The 16,574-nt window shown below is 31.8% G+C and carries 14 protein-coding genes; 3 read left to right on the forward strand and 11 right to left on the reverse strand.

Features of this window, described 5'->3' with window-relative positions:
* Positions 1-19 precede the first annotated feature (19 nt).
* Positions 20-763, reverse strand: coding sequence for an N-acetylmannosamine-6-phosphate 2-epimerase (locus tag DR024_RS14645; protein ID WP_111919082.1), 744 nt, complete (start codon positions 761-763; stop codon positions 20-22).
* 149 nt (positions 764-912) lie between these two features.
* Here DR024_RS14645 and DR024_RS14650 point away from each other — a divergent pair, with 149 nt between their 5' ends.
* Positions 913-1,635 carry a GntR family transcriptional regulator gene (locus DR024_RS14650; RefSeq protein WP_027097319.1) on the forward strand — a complete coding sequence of 241 codons (723 nt, stop codon included), beginning with the start codon at positions 913-915 and terminating at the stop codon, positions 1,633-1,635.
* Positions 1,636-2,036: 401 nt separating this feature from the next.
* On the opposite strand, the gene purD is transcribed toward DR024_RS14650, so the two are convergent.
* The 8 genes from purD to DR024_RS14690 all read right to left on the reverse strand — a co-directional run bounded on the left by purD (position 2,037) and on the right by DR024_RS14690 (position 12,965).
* The gene (purD, locus tag DR024_RS14655; RefSeq protein ID WP_099313254.1) at positions 2,037-3,287 is read right to left on the reverse strand and encodes a phosphoribosylamine--glycine ligase; all 1,251 of its coding nucleotides are present in this window, start codon (positions 3,285-3,287) and stop codon (positions 2,037-2,039) included.
* Between the two features lie 35 nt (positions 3,288-3,322).
* Positions 3,323-4,828: a bifunctional phosphoribosylaminoimidazolecarboxamide formyltransferase/IMP cyclohydrolase gene (gene purH / locus DR024_RS14660; protein WP_027097317.1), complete on the reverse strand. Its 1,506-nt coding sequence runs from the start codon at positions 4,826-4,828 to the stop codon at positions 3,323-3,325.
* 16 nt (positions 4,829-4,844) lie between these two features.
* A complete protein-coding gene (gene purN, locus DR024_RS14665; protein ID WP_111919084.1) occupies positions 4,845-5,453 on the reverse strand; it encodes a phosphoribosylglycinamide formyltransferase in 609 nt (202 codons plus the stop codon).
* Positions 5,441-6,442 carry a phosphoribosylformylglycinamidine cyclo-ligase gene (gene purM / locus DR024_RS14670; protein ID WP_055184894.1) on the reverse strand — a complete coding sequence of 334 codons (1,002 nt, stop codon included), beginning with the start codon at positions 6,440-6,442 and terminating at the stop codon, positions 5,441-5,443. Before purM ends, purN begins: the two co-directional genes overlap by 13 nt.
* A 10-nt stretch (positions 6,443-6,452) precedes the next feature.
* Complete coding sequence (gene purF, locus DR024_RS14675) at positions 6,453-7,883, reverse strand: amidophosphoribosyltransferase (RefSeq protein ID WP_027097314.1); 1,431 nt, start codon at positions 7,881-7,883, stop codon at positions 6,453-6,455.
* Between the two features lie 5 nt (positions 7,884-7,888).
* The gene (purC, locus tag DR024_RS14680) at positions 7,889-8,599 is read right to left on the reverse strand and encodes a phosphoribosylaminoimidazolesuccinocarboxamide synthase (RefSeq protein ID WP_055184891.1); all 711 of its coding nucleotides are present in this window, start codon (positions 8,597-8,599) and stop codon (positions 7,889-7,891) included.
* The gene (purE, locus tag DR024_RS14685; RefSeq protein ID WP_055184888.1) at positions 8,599-9,078 is read right to left on the reverse strand and encodes a 5-(carboxyamino)imidazole ribonucleotide mutase; all 480 of its coding nucleotides are present in this window, start codon (positions 9,076-9,078) and stop codon (positions 8,599-8,601) included. The genes purC and purE overlap by 1 nt, the downstream gene beginning before the upstream one ends.
* Positions 9,079-9,209: 131 nt before the next feature.
* Positions 9,210-12,965, reverse strand: coding sequence for a phosphoribosylformylglycinamidine synthase (locus DR024_RS14690; protein WP_111919086.1), 3,756 nt, complete (start codon positions 12,963-12,965; stop codon positions 9,210-9,212).
* A gap of 492 nt (positions 12,966-13,457) precedes the next feature.
* On the opposite strand from DR024_RS14690, the gene speD reads away from it, so the two are divergent.
* Positions 13,458-13,871: an adenosylmethionine decarboxylase gene (gene speD, locus DR024_RS14695; RefSeq protein WP_111919088.1), complete on the forward strand. Its 414-nt coding sequence runs from the start codon at positions 13,458-13,460 to the stop codon at positions 13,869-13,871.
* Between the two features lie 13 nt (positions 13,872-13,884).
* Positions 13,885-14,727 carry a polyamine aminopropyltransferase gene (gene speE, locus DR024_RS14700; RefSeq protein WP_027097309.1) on the forward strand — a complete coding sequence of 281 codons (843 nt, stop codon included), beginning with the start codon at positions 13,885-13,887 and terminating at the stop codon, positions 14,725-14,727.
* A 220-nt stretch (positions 14,728-14,947) separates the two neighbouring features.
* Here speE and DR024_RS14705 read toward each other — a convergent pair whose 3' ends face one another.
* A complete protein-coding gene (locus tag DR024_RS14705) occupies positions 14,948-15,841 on the reverse strand; it encodes an HD domain-containing protein (protein ID WP_027097308.1) in 894 nt (297 codons plus the stop codon).
* Between the two features lie 89 nt (positions 15,842-15,930).
* Positions 15,931-16,574 (reverse strand): hypothetical protein (locus tag DR024_RS17795; RefSeq protein ID WP_172458955.1); only part of this gene is annotated, 644 nt, incomplete at its 5' end.

Here is a 16,574-nt window from a genome sequence, read left to right on the forward strand (position 1 = left end):
TAAATATAATATGTTTACATTATCTATTTTGCCAATAGAATAAACTTCTTTTTTCTTTATACCCATTTATGGCATCACAGAATTTTTGGGTAGTTATATGTGGTCTAGTTATAGCATTTCCAACAACTACACTATAAGCCCCATGATATAAAGATATTATTGCTTCTTCTGGTGTACTTATCTTGCTTTCCATAATAACTTTCCCTATTTTATTTTCATTGCAAAGCTGGACTAACCTACAAAGCAATTCAAAATCTGGTTTTGATGTACTCTTATAATTCTTATCAAATCTACATAGTGTTGGCGCTATCATATCTGCGCCTTCCTCTAAGGCTATGTTCGCATCATCAACATTTCGTATATCCGCTAAAATTGGGACTTCAGGAAATTCACTTTTTATTTCTTTAATTATTTCATAAGCGTATTTCTCTTCACTAACTAATCTATTAGTAGCATCTACAGCTATAATATCTGCTCCTGCTTTTATACACTCTCTTACATGCTTCATACCAGGAGTTATAAATACATCATACTTTTCATTAAACACCTTCCATAAACCTATTATAGGAATTGTACTTATTTTTTTTATTTTTCTAATATCATTTGGGGTATCTAATCTTAATGCTATTGCTCCGCCCCAAATAGCTGCTTTTGCCATATGAAGGGTGTAATCATCCCAATAATGAGGATCTGTTTCCTTTGCCTGACAAGATACAATCAAACCTCCTTTTATTCTTTCTATTAGCTTTCTTTTACTCTCCATATAAATTTTCCTTTACTTTCATTTTAAATGTAAACACAAATACAATTATATGATAACACATTCGTTTTTAATTGTATTTGATTTTTTTTAAATTTAATGTATACTAATATATGAATACTTTTATATGAATACTTTTAGAGAGGTTTTAAATGAAAGGTAAAAAGAAAAGAATTGCTCAATATAAGCAGATTGAAAAAGATATATTAGATAAGATTCAAACTGGATACTTTAAACAGAACGACATGATTCCAACTGAACTTGAACTTTCAAAAACATATAATGTATCAAGAGTTACAGTTAGAAGAGCTACTGATAACTTAGTTGCTCAAGGGTTATTATATAGAACTGCTGGTGTAGGAACATTTGTCAATCATAATCCGGCTACTCAAAAAATAGCTACCTTAAAGAGTTTTACTGAAGAAATGGAAGAATTGGGACTTAAGGCTTACACAAAAATAAATAGCTTTTCTATAATTGAAGCAGACTCAAAAATAGCTCGTATGATTGGAGTTAAGCCAAACGATATGATTTACTATATTGAAAGAATTAGATATGGTAATGATGATATCTTTGTTTTTGAAAAGACTTATATGTCCGTCGAAGACAATCCTGATATATCTATTAGGGTTTTAGAGGAGTCAAAATATTATTATTTTGAACATGTAAGAAATAAAAAAATAGATTATAGTTATCATCAAACATATCCTATAATGCCACCAAAGAGCATTGCAGAATTATTTAATCTTGATGATAATACGCCAATAATAAAGATTGGAAATACAACTTACCTAGAAGATGGTAGTATTTTAGATTATACAGAACTATATCTAAACTCACCTAAATATCAATTAAACTATATACGTACTAGATAAGATATAGAGAGAATATAAAATAGTCTGTGTAAACTTTAGAAGTAATGTAATAAAAAATCTAACTTGAAATATTTTGATTTTTATGTTCCAATAAATAAAAAAACTCCTTAAAGAGCAGCAAAATCTTCCATCAAAATCTTTTTATCCTAATAGTATTTATAAATCATATTAATTATATGTTTTTCTAAATTAAATAATAAATATATATACTTGATGCTTTTTTCTTATAAAAAAATCCACGATATTTCAGTCATGGATTCATTGGCGGATTCAAAGCATTACCATAACTCTACAAAAACTTTATTATCCTATTATCAAACCCTATCACTCTTTTTATCTTCTTATTTTAATCCAAAAAAAGAAATCCAGCAATCACTGGATTTCCTCTTAATCTCCACTACCTATTCAAATATCCCAATATCTTTTCTACAGTAAGCTCCCATAAAATCAACAAGCTCAACATTTCTATAAGCTTCTTCCCTAGCTTCCTCTAAAGTCTTACCTGTACCAATTACAGAAAGAACTCTTCCTCCACTAGTCTTTAAAACTCCCTTTTCAAGCTTTGCTCCTGCTAAAAAGACATTATCCTTTATACTTTCATCTATTGTAATTGGGAATCCTTTTGGAAAGTCTCCTGGATATCCACTAGATGCAAGAACTACGTTTATACAAACTTCATCCTTCCACTCTACTTGAATTTCATTTAATCTTTCATCCATGGCAGCCTCAATAACTTCATATAAGTCACTTTCCATTAAATGAAGCACTGATTGAGTTTCTGGATCACCCATTCTAACATTGTACTCTAGTAGGTATACTCCCTTTTTAGTTATCATAAGACCAAAGAAAATAATCCCCTTAAAGTCAAAGCCTTCTTCTTGTATTCCCCTTAAAGTATTAGCCATAATGTTATTTTCAAAGTCTCTCATTACTTCACTAGTAACATATGGATTTGGTGCAAGAACTCCCATACCACCAGTATTAGGTCCCTTACCACCATCATATATTTGCTTATGATCTTTAGCGGATATAAATGGGATTATTCTTTTTCCATCACATATAGAAAGGATTGAAGCTTCAACACCTTCTAAGAATTCTTCCACTACTATCTTTTGACCTGCTCCATTAAAAGCATCATCAACCATAAGGTTTTGTACAGCCTTCATAGCATCTTTTTTGCTTTCGCAAATAACTACACCCTTTCCAGCTGCAAGTCCATCTGCCTTTATAACTATTGGATATTGGCAATCATAAAGATATGATAGAGCCTCTTCTGGGTCTGTAAATACTTCATATTCAGCAGTTTTAACTCCATACTTTTTCATAAAGAACTTTGAAAAACTCTTACTTCCTTCAAGTTTTGCACCTTCAAAATCTGGTCCAAAACATCTTAATCCTTCTGCCTTAAACTTATCAGTTATTCCTTTAGTAAGAGGGTCCTCAGGTCCAACCACTGTTAGATGTATATCATTATTTTTTGCAAACTCTACTAATTTATCTATATCTGTTATATTGATATTTTCACATTTATTTTCTAAAGCTGTTCCACCATTCCCTGGTGCTACATATATTTTATCTACCTTTGGACTTTGTGCAAGCTTCCAAGCAATAGCATGTTCTCTTCCACCTGACCCAACTAATAATAACTTCATATTTATCCTCCCAAAAACTATTAATTCTTCACTAATTAGTGTTTGAAGTGCCTTAGCCCTGTAAATACCATAGCTATTCCATGTTCATTACATGCATCTATTGATTCTTTGTCTCTTAATGACCCACCTGGTTGAATTATAGCCTTAATTCCAGCTTTAGCTGCTTGATCTACTACATCTCTAAATGGGAAGAATGCATCTGAAGCTAAAATTGTAGCTCCTTTACCTCTCTTTAATGCATCTTCTGTTGGCCAAATTCTATTAACTTGTCCTCCACCAATTCCTAGTGCAATTCCATCATGTGCTACCACTATAGCATTAGACTTAACATACTTAACTACCTTCATACCAAAGATTAAATCCTTCATTTCTTCTTCAGTAGGAGCCTTTTCTGTAACAACCTTTATTTCCTCAATTAACTTTTTATCTTCTTCTTGAACTAAGATACCACCATCAACTGTAACCATGTATCTTTCATCCTTTGGAGTGTTATGCATTCTAAGAACTCTTAAATTCTTCTTAGTTTTTAATACTTCTAAAGCATCTTCGTCATATTCTGGAGCTGCTATTACTTCTAAGAATATTTTAACCATTTCTTCAGCAGTTTTCTTATCTACTTTTCTATTAAAAGCAACTATTCCACCAAAGATTGATGTTGGGTCAACTTCGTAAGCCTTCATATATGCTTCATAAGCATCCTTACCAGTTGCAACACCACATGGAGTATTATGCTTTAATGCACAACAAGTTGGTTCATCAAATTCATTTGCACATTTCCAAGCAATATCCATATCCTTAAAATTGTTGTATGATAACTCTTTACCATTTAATACATCAAATGTGTTCATAGCACCTTCTACTGTTGTGGATTCATAGAAAGCTGCACTTTGATGAGAGTTTTCTCCATATCTTAATCCTTGCTTTTTCTTAAATGAAACTGATAGATATTCTGGATATTCTTCAACTCCTTCTAACATAAAGTTAGCAATAGCAGCATCATATGCTCCCATTAAGTTAAATACTTTACCAGCTAATCTCTTCTTTGTATTGTAAGAAACTTCACCTTCTGCCTCTATTTCTTCCATTACCTTACCATAGTCATTCTTATCTGAAATTACAACTACGTCTTGGAAATTCTTAGCTGCTGCTCTTAACATTGTTGGGCCACCAATATCAATAAACTCAACCTTTTCTTCAAATGTCAAGTCTTCTTTAACCTTTTCAAAGAATGGATACAAATTAACTACAACGTAATCTATTGTGTTTATGTTTCTTTCCTTTAAAGTGTTCATATGTTCTTCATTATCTCTTATCGCCAAGATTCCTGCATGAACTAATGGATGTAATGTTTTTACTCTTCCATCTAACATTTCTGGGAAGTTAGTAACTTCATTTACTTCAATAACATTAACTCCATTTTCCTTTAAATGTTTGTAAGTTCCACCAGTTGAAAGAATTTCAACTCCTCTTTTTTCTAAAAACTTAGCAAATTCTAATACGCCATCTTTGTAAAATACGCTAATTAACGCTCTCTTTTTCATTAACTTGGCCTCCAATTTAATAAATTTTACTTCTTCCATCTATAACATTAACTTTACCTTCTGAAATCAACTTTATTGCTTTTGGTAATAACAGGTGTTCTTTTACTAATATTCTTTTTTGAAGATCTTCCGCACTATCTTCAAAATATACTGGTACAGCTTCTTGTAAAATAATTGCTCCCCCATCTACTTCATTATTTACAAAATGAACTGTACAGCCAGAAACTTTAACTCCCTTCTTAATTGCAGCCTCATGTACATGAAGTCCATACATTTTAGGGCCACAAAATGAAGGTATTAAGGAAGGATGTATATTAATGATCCTATTTTTAAACTTATCTAAAATTTCCCCATCCAGTATTGATAAATAGCCTGCAAGGACTATTAAATCTACCTTTCCTTCTGTTAATTCTAAAATTCTATTTGATTGATTTTCCCCATATTCCTTCTTGCTAACTACGTATGTATCTATTCCTGCTTTCTTTGCTCTCTCTAAGGCATAGACACCATCTTTACTACTAATGACCATTTCTATTTTACAGTCTAATTCCCCAACTTTAACTGCATCTATTATGGACTGAAGGTTTGTACCTCCCCCTGATACAAGAACTGCTATCTTAAACAAATACCTTCACCTCCAGAGGTTACATGACCAATTACATAAGCCTTTTCTCCCATTTCTATAAGAGCTTTTGTTACTGATTCAGCATCCTCTTTTTTAACACATAAAACAAATCCTATGCCCATATTAAATGTGTTATACATATGGTCTTTATCAACTCCAAGTTCAACCATTCTATCAAAAATAGCTGGTATTGGGTAACTACCCTTGTTAATAACAGCTGTTAACTCTCTGCCATTAAACATCCTTGGAACATTTTCTATAAATCCTCCACCAGTTACATGAGCCATTCCTTTAATTTCAAAGCTTTCCATAAGCTTTAAAACTGGTTTAACATAAATCTTAGTTGGAGTAATTAATGTTTTCCAAACTTCTTCTCCATTAAATTCTTCATCTAAGTTTGTAAATAGCTTTCTAACTAAAGAAAAACCATTTGAATGAATTCCTGAAGATGCTATCCCCACTAAAGCATCTCCATCTTCAATTTTTGAACCATCTATTATTTCGTCCTTATCTGCTATCCCCACAGCAAATCCTGCTATATCATAGTCCCCCTCTTTATAGAAACCTGGCATTTCTGCTGTTTCTCCACCTACTAAAGCGCAATCTGATTGAATGCATCCTTCTGATACACCTTTAACTAAATCTGCAGCTACTTCTGCTTCAAGCTTTCCACAAGCTATATAATCTAAGAAAAATAGTGGCTTTGCTCCATGACAAAGAATATCATTAACACACATTGCAACACAGTCAATTCCAACTGTATCATATTTTTTCTTTTTGCAAGCTATATCAAGCTTTGTTCCAACTCCATCAGTTCCAGAAACTAAAACTGGTTTCTTGTACCCTTCTGGAAGTTCAACCATTCCTGCAAAGCTTCCAAGACCATTTAAAACATAATTACTCATTGTTCTTGCTGCATAGTCTTTTATAAGCTTAACTGATTTATAACCTTCTTCTATATTAACCCCTGATTCTTTGTAAGTTATCATTTTCTCTCCACTACCTTTCAAGATGATCTTTTGAAGTTTCTATTGGTGTTGATACTGGATATACTCCATTAAAGCACCCAACACAGAATCCTTCTTTACCTTTAAATGTGTTATACATTCCATCCATGCTTAAGTATCCTAATGAATCTGCCCCTATCATATCTGCCATTTCTTCTATAGAATGATTTGCACCTATAAGTTCACTTCTATATGGAGTATCAATTCCAAAATAACAAGGGAACTTAACCACTGGTGATGCTACAAGGAAATGTACTTCTTTAGCTCCAGCTTTTCTTAAAGAATCAACTAAATGCTTTGAAGTAGTTCCTCTAACTATTGAGTCATCTATTAAGATAACTCTTTTACCTTTTACATTTACCTTTAAAGGATTTAACTTAACTGCTACAGCCTTTTCTCGTATTTCTTGAGAAGGTGTAATAAATGTTCTTCCTACATATCTATTCTTTACAAAGGCTGTGTCATATGGAATTCCTGATGCTCTTGCATACCCTATAGCTGCTGGTATACCTGAATCTGGTACTGCTGATACTATATCTGCTTCTATAGGATGTTCTCTATATAACTCTTCTCCAGCCTTAACTCTTGTTACTTGAACATCTAGACCATCAATTATTGAATCAGGTCTTGCAAAGTAGATGTATTCAAAGGCACAAGTTTGACATAATGTGTTTTCAGAGTATTTTATAGATCTTATTCCATTTTCATCAATAACTACAACTTCCCCTGGTTCAACATCTCTAACAAATTCAGCTCCTACTGCATCTAAAGCACAACTTTCTGATGACATTACATATGCATCATCAACCTTACCTATACAAAGAGGTCTTATACCATGTGGATCTCTAGCTCCAATAAGCTTATCCTTTGTTGCTATAACCATAGCAAAGCTTCCTCTAACAGCCTGTATAGCATCCACAACAGCTCTTTCAATACCTCTCTTAGCACCTCTTGCTATTAATGTTGCTATAACCTCTGAATCAATTGTTGTATGGAATACATGACCACCATCTTCTAATAAATCTCTTATAACATCTGCATTAACAAGGTTACCATTATGAGCCATTGCTATAGGACCAAGCTTTGATGATGCTAAAAGTGGTTGTGCATTTTCTACCTTAGTTGAGCCTGTTGTTGAATATCTAACATGTCCAATTGCTATATACCCCTTTAATTTGTTTAAGTCATCCTTTGTAAAAGCTTCAGTTATTAAACCTAAACCCTTATGAATGTCTACTTCTTCACCATTTCCTACTGCAATACCTGCAGATTCTTGTCCTCTATGTTGAAGAGCATATAATCCATAGTAGGTCATACCTGCTACATCCATAGGTGAGTTTGAGTATACCCCAAACACACCACATTCATCTTTAAATTTATCCAGACTTGGATCTAGTATTAATTGAAAGTCAGCTTTTTTCATCCTAACTATTCCCCTTTAATTCTGTTTAAAATTTCAATGTAAGCTTCTTCTACGTTACCCATATCTCTTCTAAATCTATCTTTATCTAACTTTTCTCCTGTAGTTGCATCCCAGAATCTACATGTGTCTGGTGAAATTTCATCTGCTAAAACAATTTCTCCATTTGGAAGTTTACCAAATTCAATCTTAAAGTCTATTAAGTTAATATTTAACTTAGAGAAGAATTCCTTAAGTAAGTCATTTATTTTAGCTGTCATATCTAAAATTGTTTTAATTTCTTCAAAAGTTGCAGCTCCAATTGCTACTGCATGATAAGAGTTTATTAGTGGATCCCCTAATTCATCATCTTTATAAGAGAATTCAAACACTGTAGTCTTTAGCTTGTACCCTTCTTCAAGTCCTAATCTCTTAGCCATGCTTCCTGCTGCCACATTTCTTACTATAACTTCTAGTGGTACTATTTCAACTTTCTTACAAAGTTGTTCTCTGTCATTTAGCTTCTTAACAAAGTGAGTCTTTATACCATTTTCATTTAACATTTCAAATATCATTGAAGTTATTGCATTGTTTAAGATACCCTTGTTATTTATTTGATCTTTCTTTTCTCCATTAAATGCTGTTGCATCATCTTTGTAATATACAATAACCTCTTCTGCATTTCCTGTAGCATAAATCTTCTTTGCTTTTCCTTCATACATCATTTCTAACTTTTCCATTATAGTTCCACTCCTTCTCCATTTTCTTCTATAAACTTTCTTTTCATATTCATTCTAAAATCAACTAATTTTTCTTTAATCTCTGGATATTTTAATGATAGTATTTGCACTGCAAGCATCCCTGCATTGTAGCTATTATTAATTCCAACAGTTGCCACTGGAATTGACTTTGGCATCTGTACAATTGATAATAATGCATCCATACCTTCAACTGCTGCCTTAACAGGAATTCCTATTACAGGTAAAGTAGTTTGTGATGCTATAACTCCTGGTAAATGTGCTGCAAGACCTGCTCCTGCTATTATTACTTCGCAACCATCCTTTTCAATCTTTTCAATTGTTTCTGCTAACTTTTCTGGAACTCTATGAGCTGATAAAATATAAGCCTTGTAATCTACTCCAAATTCTTTTAAGGCATTAGCTGCGCCCTTCATCACATCGGTATCTGACTTGCTACCAAAAAATATTGCTACCTTCATTTAAAATTCCCTCCTTAAGTTAATTAATAATCTATTACCTTCAACCAGCATTTTTCCTACATATTTATATAAATATATATTGGTATATTTATATATTGTTTTATTTTTATATTTATATATTTCTAACCACTTTATTTTCTAAAGTAATTAACTCCTGATTTAAATATCTTTTGATCAAATTCTCCTGGAACATTTCTATATAAATTTTCTCCAATTCTTTCAGAGTGACCCATCTTACCTAAGATTCTTCCATCTCTGCTTGTAATACCTTCAACTCCTAACATTGATCCATTTGGATTGTATGGCATATCTAATGATACTTCTCCATTAAAGTCAACATATTGAGTTGCTATCTGTCCATTCTCTTCAAGTTCCTTTAATAAACTTTCTGGTGCTACAAATCTTCCTTCACCATGTGAAATTGCTACATTGTGAATATCTCCTGCATTTACTTCACTGAACCAAGGTGATTTAACTGAAGAAATTCTTGTTCTTATTATTGAAGACATATGTCTATTAATATTGTTATAAGTTAATGTAGCCATATCTTCTTCGATATCTCTGATTTCACCATAAGGTACTAAACCTAACTTAATTAATGCTTGGAAGCCATTACAGATACCTAACATTAATCCATCTCTATTATTTAAAATATCCATTACAGCATCTTTTATCTTTTCATTTCTAAATACTGTAGCTATGAATTTAGCTGATCCATCTGGCTCATCCCCTGCTGAGAATCCACCTGGAAGCATAATTATTTGAGCTGTTCTAATTTCTTTTTCTAATCTATCAACTGATTCTATTAATGCTTCTTTATTTAAGTTTCTAATTAGAACTTGTACAACTTCTGCTCCTTCTTTTCTAAAGGCTCTTGCACAATCATCTTCACAGTTTGTTCCTGGGAATACTGGAATAACAACCTTTGGATGTTCTATTCTTTCCCTTGGTTTAGAAGTATTTCTTTCAGTATAAAGCTTTGATTCAACCTTTTCTTCCTTCTTCTCAGTACTTATCTTAAATACTCCATTTAATTTTTCTTCTATGGACTTTTCTAGTTCCTCAATTGTGAAGTCTATATCATAATCTCCTGAAACTATTCTTTCTTCACTAATTGTTTCACCTACAACCTTAAAGCTTGTACCAGCAAATTCAGTTGGTACATCAACATTTCCCTCTACTTCTAGTAAAAGTGTTCCATAGTTTAATCCAAACAACTCTTCTACAGTTAAATTAGAGAACTTAGCACCTATTCTATTTCCTAAAGACATCTTTGTAAGTGCTTCTGCTGCTCCACCAAACTTTAATGAAGAAGCTGATATAACCTTTTTATCTCCTATTAGTGAATATAATACTTCTAAGTTCTTTTTGAACTTATCCATATCTATTGTTCCATCACTTAATTTTTCACTCATAAGAAGAACTAATTTTGACCCAATCTTCTTAAATTCTGGTGAAATAATTCTCTCTGCCTTTTCATAACCCACAGCGAAAGATACTAATGTTGGTGGTACATCTATATCATCAAATGTTCCTGACATTGAGTCCTTACCACCTATTGCTGGTATTCCTAAATCTACTTGTGCTTTATATGCCCCTAACAATGCTGCAAATGGTTTTCCCCATCTTTCAGCCTTCTTACCTAATCTCTCAAAATATTCTTGGAATGTAAGTCTAACTTTTCTGTAATCTCCACCCATAGCTGCTATCTTAGTAATTGATTCAATTACTGAATAGAATGCCATGTGGAAAGGACTCCAAGTACCTAAGTTAGGATTATATCCAAATGTCATAAGTGAAGCATCCTTTGACTCTCCATTCATAACTGGAATCTTAGCTGCCATACCTTCTGAAGGAGTTTTTGAATACTTACCTCCAAATGGCATAAGTACTGATCTTGCCCCTATTGTTGAGTCAAATCTTTCAACTAATCCTTGTTGTGATGCAATATTTAAATCCTTTAAATTTTCAAGCCACTTATCTTTAACGTTAACTGTTCCAACATTGTATGGGTAATTTTCTGGTGCTACTACCTTTACATCTGTAACTTGAGTTGCTCCATTTGTGTCTAAGAAGCTTCTATGAATATCTACTATTTTATTGCCTCTCCAGTACATTCTTAACCTTTCATTATCAGTAACCTCTGCAACGACTGTAGATTCTAAGTTTTCCTCTTCAGCAAACTTCATAAATCTTTCTACATCCTTAGCTTCTACTACAACAGCCATTCTTTCTTGAGATTCTGATACTGCAAGTTCTGTTCCATCTAACCCTTCATATTTCTTTGGAACCTTATCTAAATCTATATCTAACCCTCTGCATAATTCTCCAATTGCAACTGATACTCCACCTGCACCAAAGTCATTACATCTCTTAATCATCTTTGCTGCTTCTGGAATTCTAAATAACCTTTGAAGCTTTCTTTCTGTAGGTGCATTACCTTTTTGAACCTCTGCCCCACAAGTATTTATTGATTCTGTAGTATGTTCCTTTGATGAACCTGTTGCTCCACCAACACCATCTCTACCAGTTCTACCACCTAATAGGATAACAACATCTCCTAAGGTAGGTTCTTCTCTAACTACATTTTCCTTAGGTGCTGCTGCAATTACTGCACCAACTTCCATTCTCTTTGCTACATAGTCTGGATGATAAACCTCTGCAACTTCTCCTGTTGCAAGACCTATTTGGTTACCATATGAGCTATATCCATGTGCTGCTCCTAGTGTAATAGTTCTTTGTGGTAATTTTCCCTTTAAAGTTTTTTCTACAGGAACTGTTGGATCTGCTGAACCTGTAACCCTCATTGCTTGGTATACATAAGTTCTTCCTGATAATGGATCTCTTATTGCTCCACCTAAACAAGTAGCAGCTCCACCAAAAGGTTCTATTTCAGTTGGATGGTTATGTGTTTCGTTTTTAAACATTAAAAGATATTTTTCAATTCCTTTATCTGTTTCAACATCTATATTTATTGAGCATGCATTTATTTCTTCAGATACATCTAAATCCTCTAACATGCCCTTCTTTCTCATTTCCTTAACTAGGATACATGCTATATCCATAAGGGTTTCATTTCTATCTGTATTTTCTCCATATACAAAATTTCTTGACTTAATGTAAGCATCATAAGCTTTTACTATAGGAGTTGTATATTTATTTTCTTCAATTTCTACTTTTTCTATTTTTGTTGAGAATGTTGTATGTCTGCAATGGTCTGACCAATAAGTATCAATAACCTTTACTTCAGTAATGCTAGGGTCTCTCTTTTCTTCATTTTTAAAGTATTCTTGAATCATCTTTAAATCATCAATGCTCATTGCAAGGCCTTGTTCACTATGGAACTCTTTTAAAGCTTCAAGATTTCTTTCATTAAACCCTTCTAAGATTTGAACATCATTAGGAATGCTAAGTTGTGTATCTATAGTTCTATCATCTATAGCAACTTCTTTAGAATCAACAGAATTTATATAATAGTTTTTAACTCTCTCTACATCATTATCTGATAAATCTCCCTTTAAAATTATAACCTTTGAAGATTTTACTTCTACTCTATCTCCACTAGTTAATAATTGAAAACATTGAGATGCTGAATCTGCTCTTTGATCGTATTGACCTGGTAGATACTCTACTCCAAAAGCAATATCTCCTTTTTCAAGTGGTAATGTTTCTTCATATACCCTATCTACAGTTAATTCAGAAAATATAGTATTTAATGCTTTTTTATAATACTCTTCTGAAACTGCCCCTAAAATATATTTGTTAATAACTCTTACTTCTTGTAGGTTGTCCATTCTTAAATTGCTCTTAAAGTCACTCAATAAACTTTGTGCTTCTACGTCAAAACCTTTTTTCTTTTCAACGAATACACATCTGATATTCATCATTTAAATACCTCCACCCATTAATTGTCATACCGAATATTATATCTAAATTTTATTTTATCCTTCGTATTTATATTTTAAGATTAACACTCCTTGTATCTATTGTCAATATTAACTATAGTTATAAATAACAATATTCGTATATGTCCGTATATTTATATACAACTTACTTTTTAACATACGTATACACGAATGTTTACTTCTATATTTTTATAAAAGCATAACCTTTATGTACAAAAAAATACCGATAGCTACAACTACCGGCAAAGAAACCTACGCAACCTAAAAGGTCATTTATATTATTATCTAAGAATCTAATACATATTCACATTATTAATAAATATTTATTGACAAAACAAACCATCTATGTATACTATATCTTGTGAAGTTTAATATTGTTTAACTTTAAGTTTAGTTTAACTAAACTTTTGCGAAATTTTTTCATAATTTTTCTTACCTATCCTAAGGGAAATATAAAATTAAGGGGGTTTTAAATTGAAACTTGAACAGTTAGGAAGACATATCTTAGTAGAGTTTTATAATTGTGATTCTAATATTTTAGGGAATCACGAAAAAATTGAAAAAATTATGTGTGAAGCAGCAATTAAGTCAAACGCAACCATAGTAACTAGTTGTTTTCACAAATTTAATCCTTGGGGAGTAAGTGGAGCTGTAATTATACAAGAGTCACACTTAACAATCCATACATGGCCTGAATATGGATATGCATCAGTAGATCTATACACTTGTGGAGATTCAGTTAATCCATGGATAGGCTTTGATTATCTCGAAAAAGAATTATGCTCTGAGAGAAGTGAGTCAACAGAAGTTGCAAGAGGCATGGTAGAAAAAATCAAAAATTTTTCCAACACAACTTTTGAACAAGTAACTCATAAACCAACAGCTTAGAAAGGAGAACAATATGGAACTTTGGTACACAGAGAATCAAACAGATAATGTTAAATTTTCAATGAGAGTAAAGAAAACTCTTTATTCTAAAAAGAGTCAATTTCAACAAATTGATGTAATAGACACCTATGATTTTGGAAGAGTCCTTGTAATTGATGGATGGACTATGATTACTGAAAAAGATGAATTTATATATCACGAAATGATAACTCATGTTCCTATAATGGTAAATAAAGATATAAAAAATGTTTTAGTAATAGGAGCCGGAGATGGTGGTACAGTTCGTGAACTTACTAGATTTAATTCAATCGAAAGAATAGATATGGTTGAACTTGATGAAGAAGTGGTTAAAGCCGCAAGGGAATATTTACCTTTTACTTCTTGTAAATTAGATGATCCTAGAGTTAACCTATATTTTCAAGATGGAATAAAGTTTGTAGAAAACAAAAAAAATCTTTATGACTTAATAATAGTTGATTCTACAGACCCTATAGGACCTGGTGAAGGTTTGTTTACAAGAGAATTCTATAAAAATTGCTATGAGTCATTAACAGATAAAGGTATTCTTGTTAATCAAGGAGAAAGTCCATATTATGATATGAATAAGAAGGAAATGAAAAGATCCAACGAGAAGTTGAAAGATATATTTCCAATCTGTGAAGTATATCAATATATGATTCCAACTTATCCTTCTGGCTATTGGTTCTTTGGATTTGCTTCAAAAAAGCTTCATCCAGTTAATGATTTTGATGAAGAATTTTATAACAGCTTAAACTTAAAAGATAGATATTATAACAAAGACGTACATAAAGCATCCTTCGCTTTACCAAACTACGTTAAAGAGTTATTAAAATAATATTGGAGCTATCGCATTAGCAATTAAAAAAATTAGCTAGCGATAGCTCCTTTTATGTATTTCATTAAAAGTTATTGTGTATTTCAAATTATACTTTATCTAAAGCAAAACTCATTGAACACCGCATTTTTACTATAACTTCTTAAGTTCTTAAGTTCTTAAAAACTTAAGAACTTATATTTTCGCCTATATTTTTAATATTAATCCATCCTCTCTTGCTTTAATAGAGTACTCTTCCCTCAATCCTCTTGTCAAACCTACTCCATTCACCTTTTCCAATTCCTTCTCCAATTATATCTAACTTATTCATAGTTGCATCAACATAATCAGCATAATGTACTACATAAGATTCTACAGTTCTTGGTTGAACAGGGGAACCAAACTCCAATTTACCATGATGTTGTACAATAATTCCTTTTATTCTATTCTTAAAATCCTCACTAAAATCTAATTCACTTTCTACAAAAGCTTTTTCAATCATGGTTACTCCCATTACAATATGTCCTTGAAGACTTCCTGTTGTTGTATATGAAAATGGTCCATCATAATTCATCTCATAGACTTTCCCTATATCATGTAGCTTTGCCCCTAATATTGCAATCTCTTTGTATTTTATATCATATCTATAAGCTAAAGTTTTAGCTAAATACATAACGTTTAATGTATGTTCAGCTAAACCTCCTAAATAGTTATGATGATTATATACTCCTCCTATTGCTTTTTTAAATTTACTTACAAAATTCTCATTCTTAAAGAAATAATCATTTAACGCCTTACCTTCTTCTGATGTTACTTCTTCTTTTGTCATATTTTCTAATTCATTCATTATGTCATTAATAGGTCTTTTTACTGTAGGTAAATAATCTTCAATGTTATATTCTTTAACACATTCAACTTTATCAGGTTTAAAGGGCTCTCCGTAATGCCCCTTTAATAGAACAACATCCCCTTCATTTAATAAAACATCTGAAGAAAACAAACATTTTATCTCTTTATATTTATCACCTGCATAGGCCCAAAGCATATTCTCATTTCTATCTAAAATTTTGTTTATCATAAGGGAAACTTCTATTTTTTCTCCCCATTTACATTCTTTTAAACTTTTCTTTCCCATTATATACACCATCCTTACCAACTTAGTATGGATATTTAAATAAAAATAATACAAAAAAGGCCAGCCATTTCTGACTGCCCTAAATATTTTTATATTTTTATTCCTCTTCTTACTGATAATATTATGGATACAATACCAATTATACCTATTATTAAAGGAATAGCAGGTATTCCTATAGAAAACATCTTTAAATAATCTTGTTCATACCCTGTTGTTGTAACTAAAAATATTACTATTGAAAATCCAGTTAAAGCCTTTGTAGATTTTTTAACCATTCCTACATATAGTGGAATAAAGGCTATAAATGAAAAACATAAATCATTATAGATAGTCATAACAATACATTCTTTTAATTCTGAAAACATTAAAGAAGCACTTGCAAAATTAAAACTTACAGCTATAAATGAAGAAACAATTATTGATATTACTTGTCCCAAGATAGTTGCCGCTAAAATAGAAAGCCAAACTAATATAATCTTACTCACCAAAAATTTCACCTTATTAACTCCGCAAGTAAATGGTATATTAATAGTTCCCTTTTCGTATTCATCTATAATAGCCCTATTTAATAATTGTCCCCCAATTATTATCATTACACCTCTGTACAAAACCTCGATTATTCCTGGAACTCCATCATAAGAAAAAGGATTAACACTAATTCCTAAAGTTTTGTTAGATACATTTATGCTATAGTAAAAGTAAATTCCTAATATTGTTATTACTGACACAATAG

This window comes from Clostridium paraputrificum, from assembly GCF_900447045.1.
GTDB lineage: Bacteria > Bacillota > Clostridia > Clostridiales > Clostridiaceae > Clostridium > Clostridium paraputrificum.

Excerpts from the sequence above, each read along its gene's own strand:
- DR024_RS14690 (WP_111919086.1), bottom strand. The coding sequence starts at position 12,965 with ATGATGAATATCAGATGTGTATTCGTTGAAAAGAAAAAAGGTTTTGAC.
- purE (WP_055184888.1), bottom strand. The coding sequence starts at position 9,078 with ATGAAGGTAGCAATATTTTTTGGTAGCAAGTCAGATACCGATGTGATG.
- speE (WP_027097309.1), top strand. The coding sequence starts at position 13,885 with ATGGAACTTTGGTACACAGAGAATCAAACAGATAATGTTAAATTTTCA.
- DR024_RS14705 (WP_027097308.1), bottom strand. The coding sequence starts at position 15,841 with ATGGGAAAGAAAAGTTTAAAAGAATGTAAATGGGGAGAAAAAATAGAA.
- purH (WP_027097317.1), bottom strand. The coding sequence starts at position 4,828 with ATGAAAAAGAGAGCGTTAATTAGCGTATTTTACAAAGATGGCGTATTA.
- purM (WP_055184894.1), bottom strand. The coding sequence starts at position 6,442 with ATGATAACTTACAAAGAATCAGGGGTTAATATAGAAGAAGGTTATAAA.
- purF (WP_027097314.1), bottom strand. The coding sequence starts at position 7,883 with ATGAAAAAAGCTGACTTTCAATTAATACTAGATCCAAGTCTGGATAAA.
- DR024_RS14650 (WP_027097319.1), top strand. The coding sequence starts at position 913 with ATGAAAGGTAAAAAGAAAAGAATTGCTCAATATAAGCAGATTGAAAAA.
- purC (WP_055184891.1), bottom strand. The coding sequence starts at position 8,599 with ATGGAAAAGTTAGAAATGATGTATGAAGGAAAAGCAAAGAAGATTTAT.
- DR024_RS14645 (WP_111919082.1), bottom strand. The coding sequence starts at position 763 with ATGGAGAGTAAAAGAAAGCTAATAGAAAGAATAAAAGGAGGTTTGATT.
- purD (WP_099313254.1), bottom strand. The coding sequence starts at position 3,287 with ATGAAGTTATTATTAGTTGGGTCAGGTGGAAGAGAACATGCTATTGCT.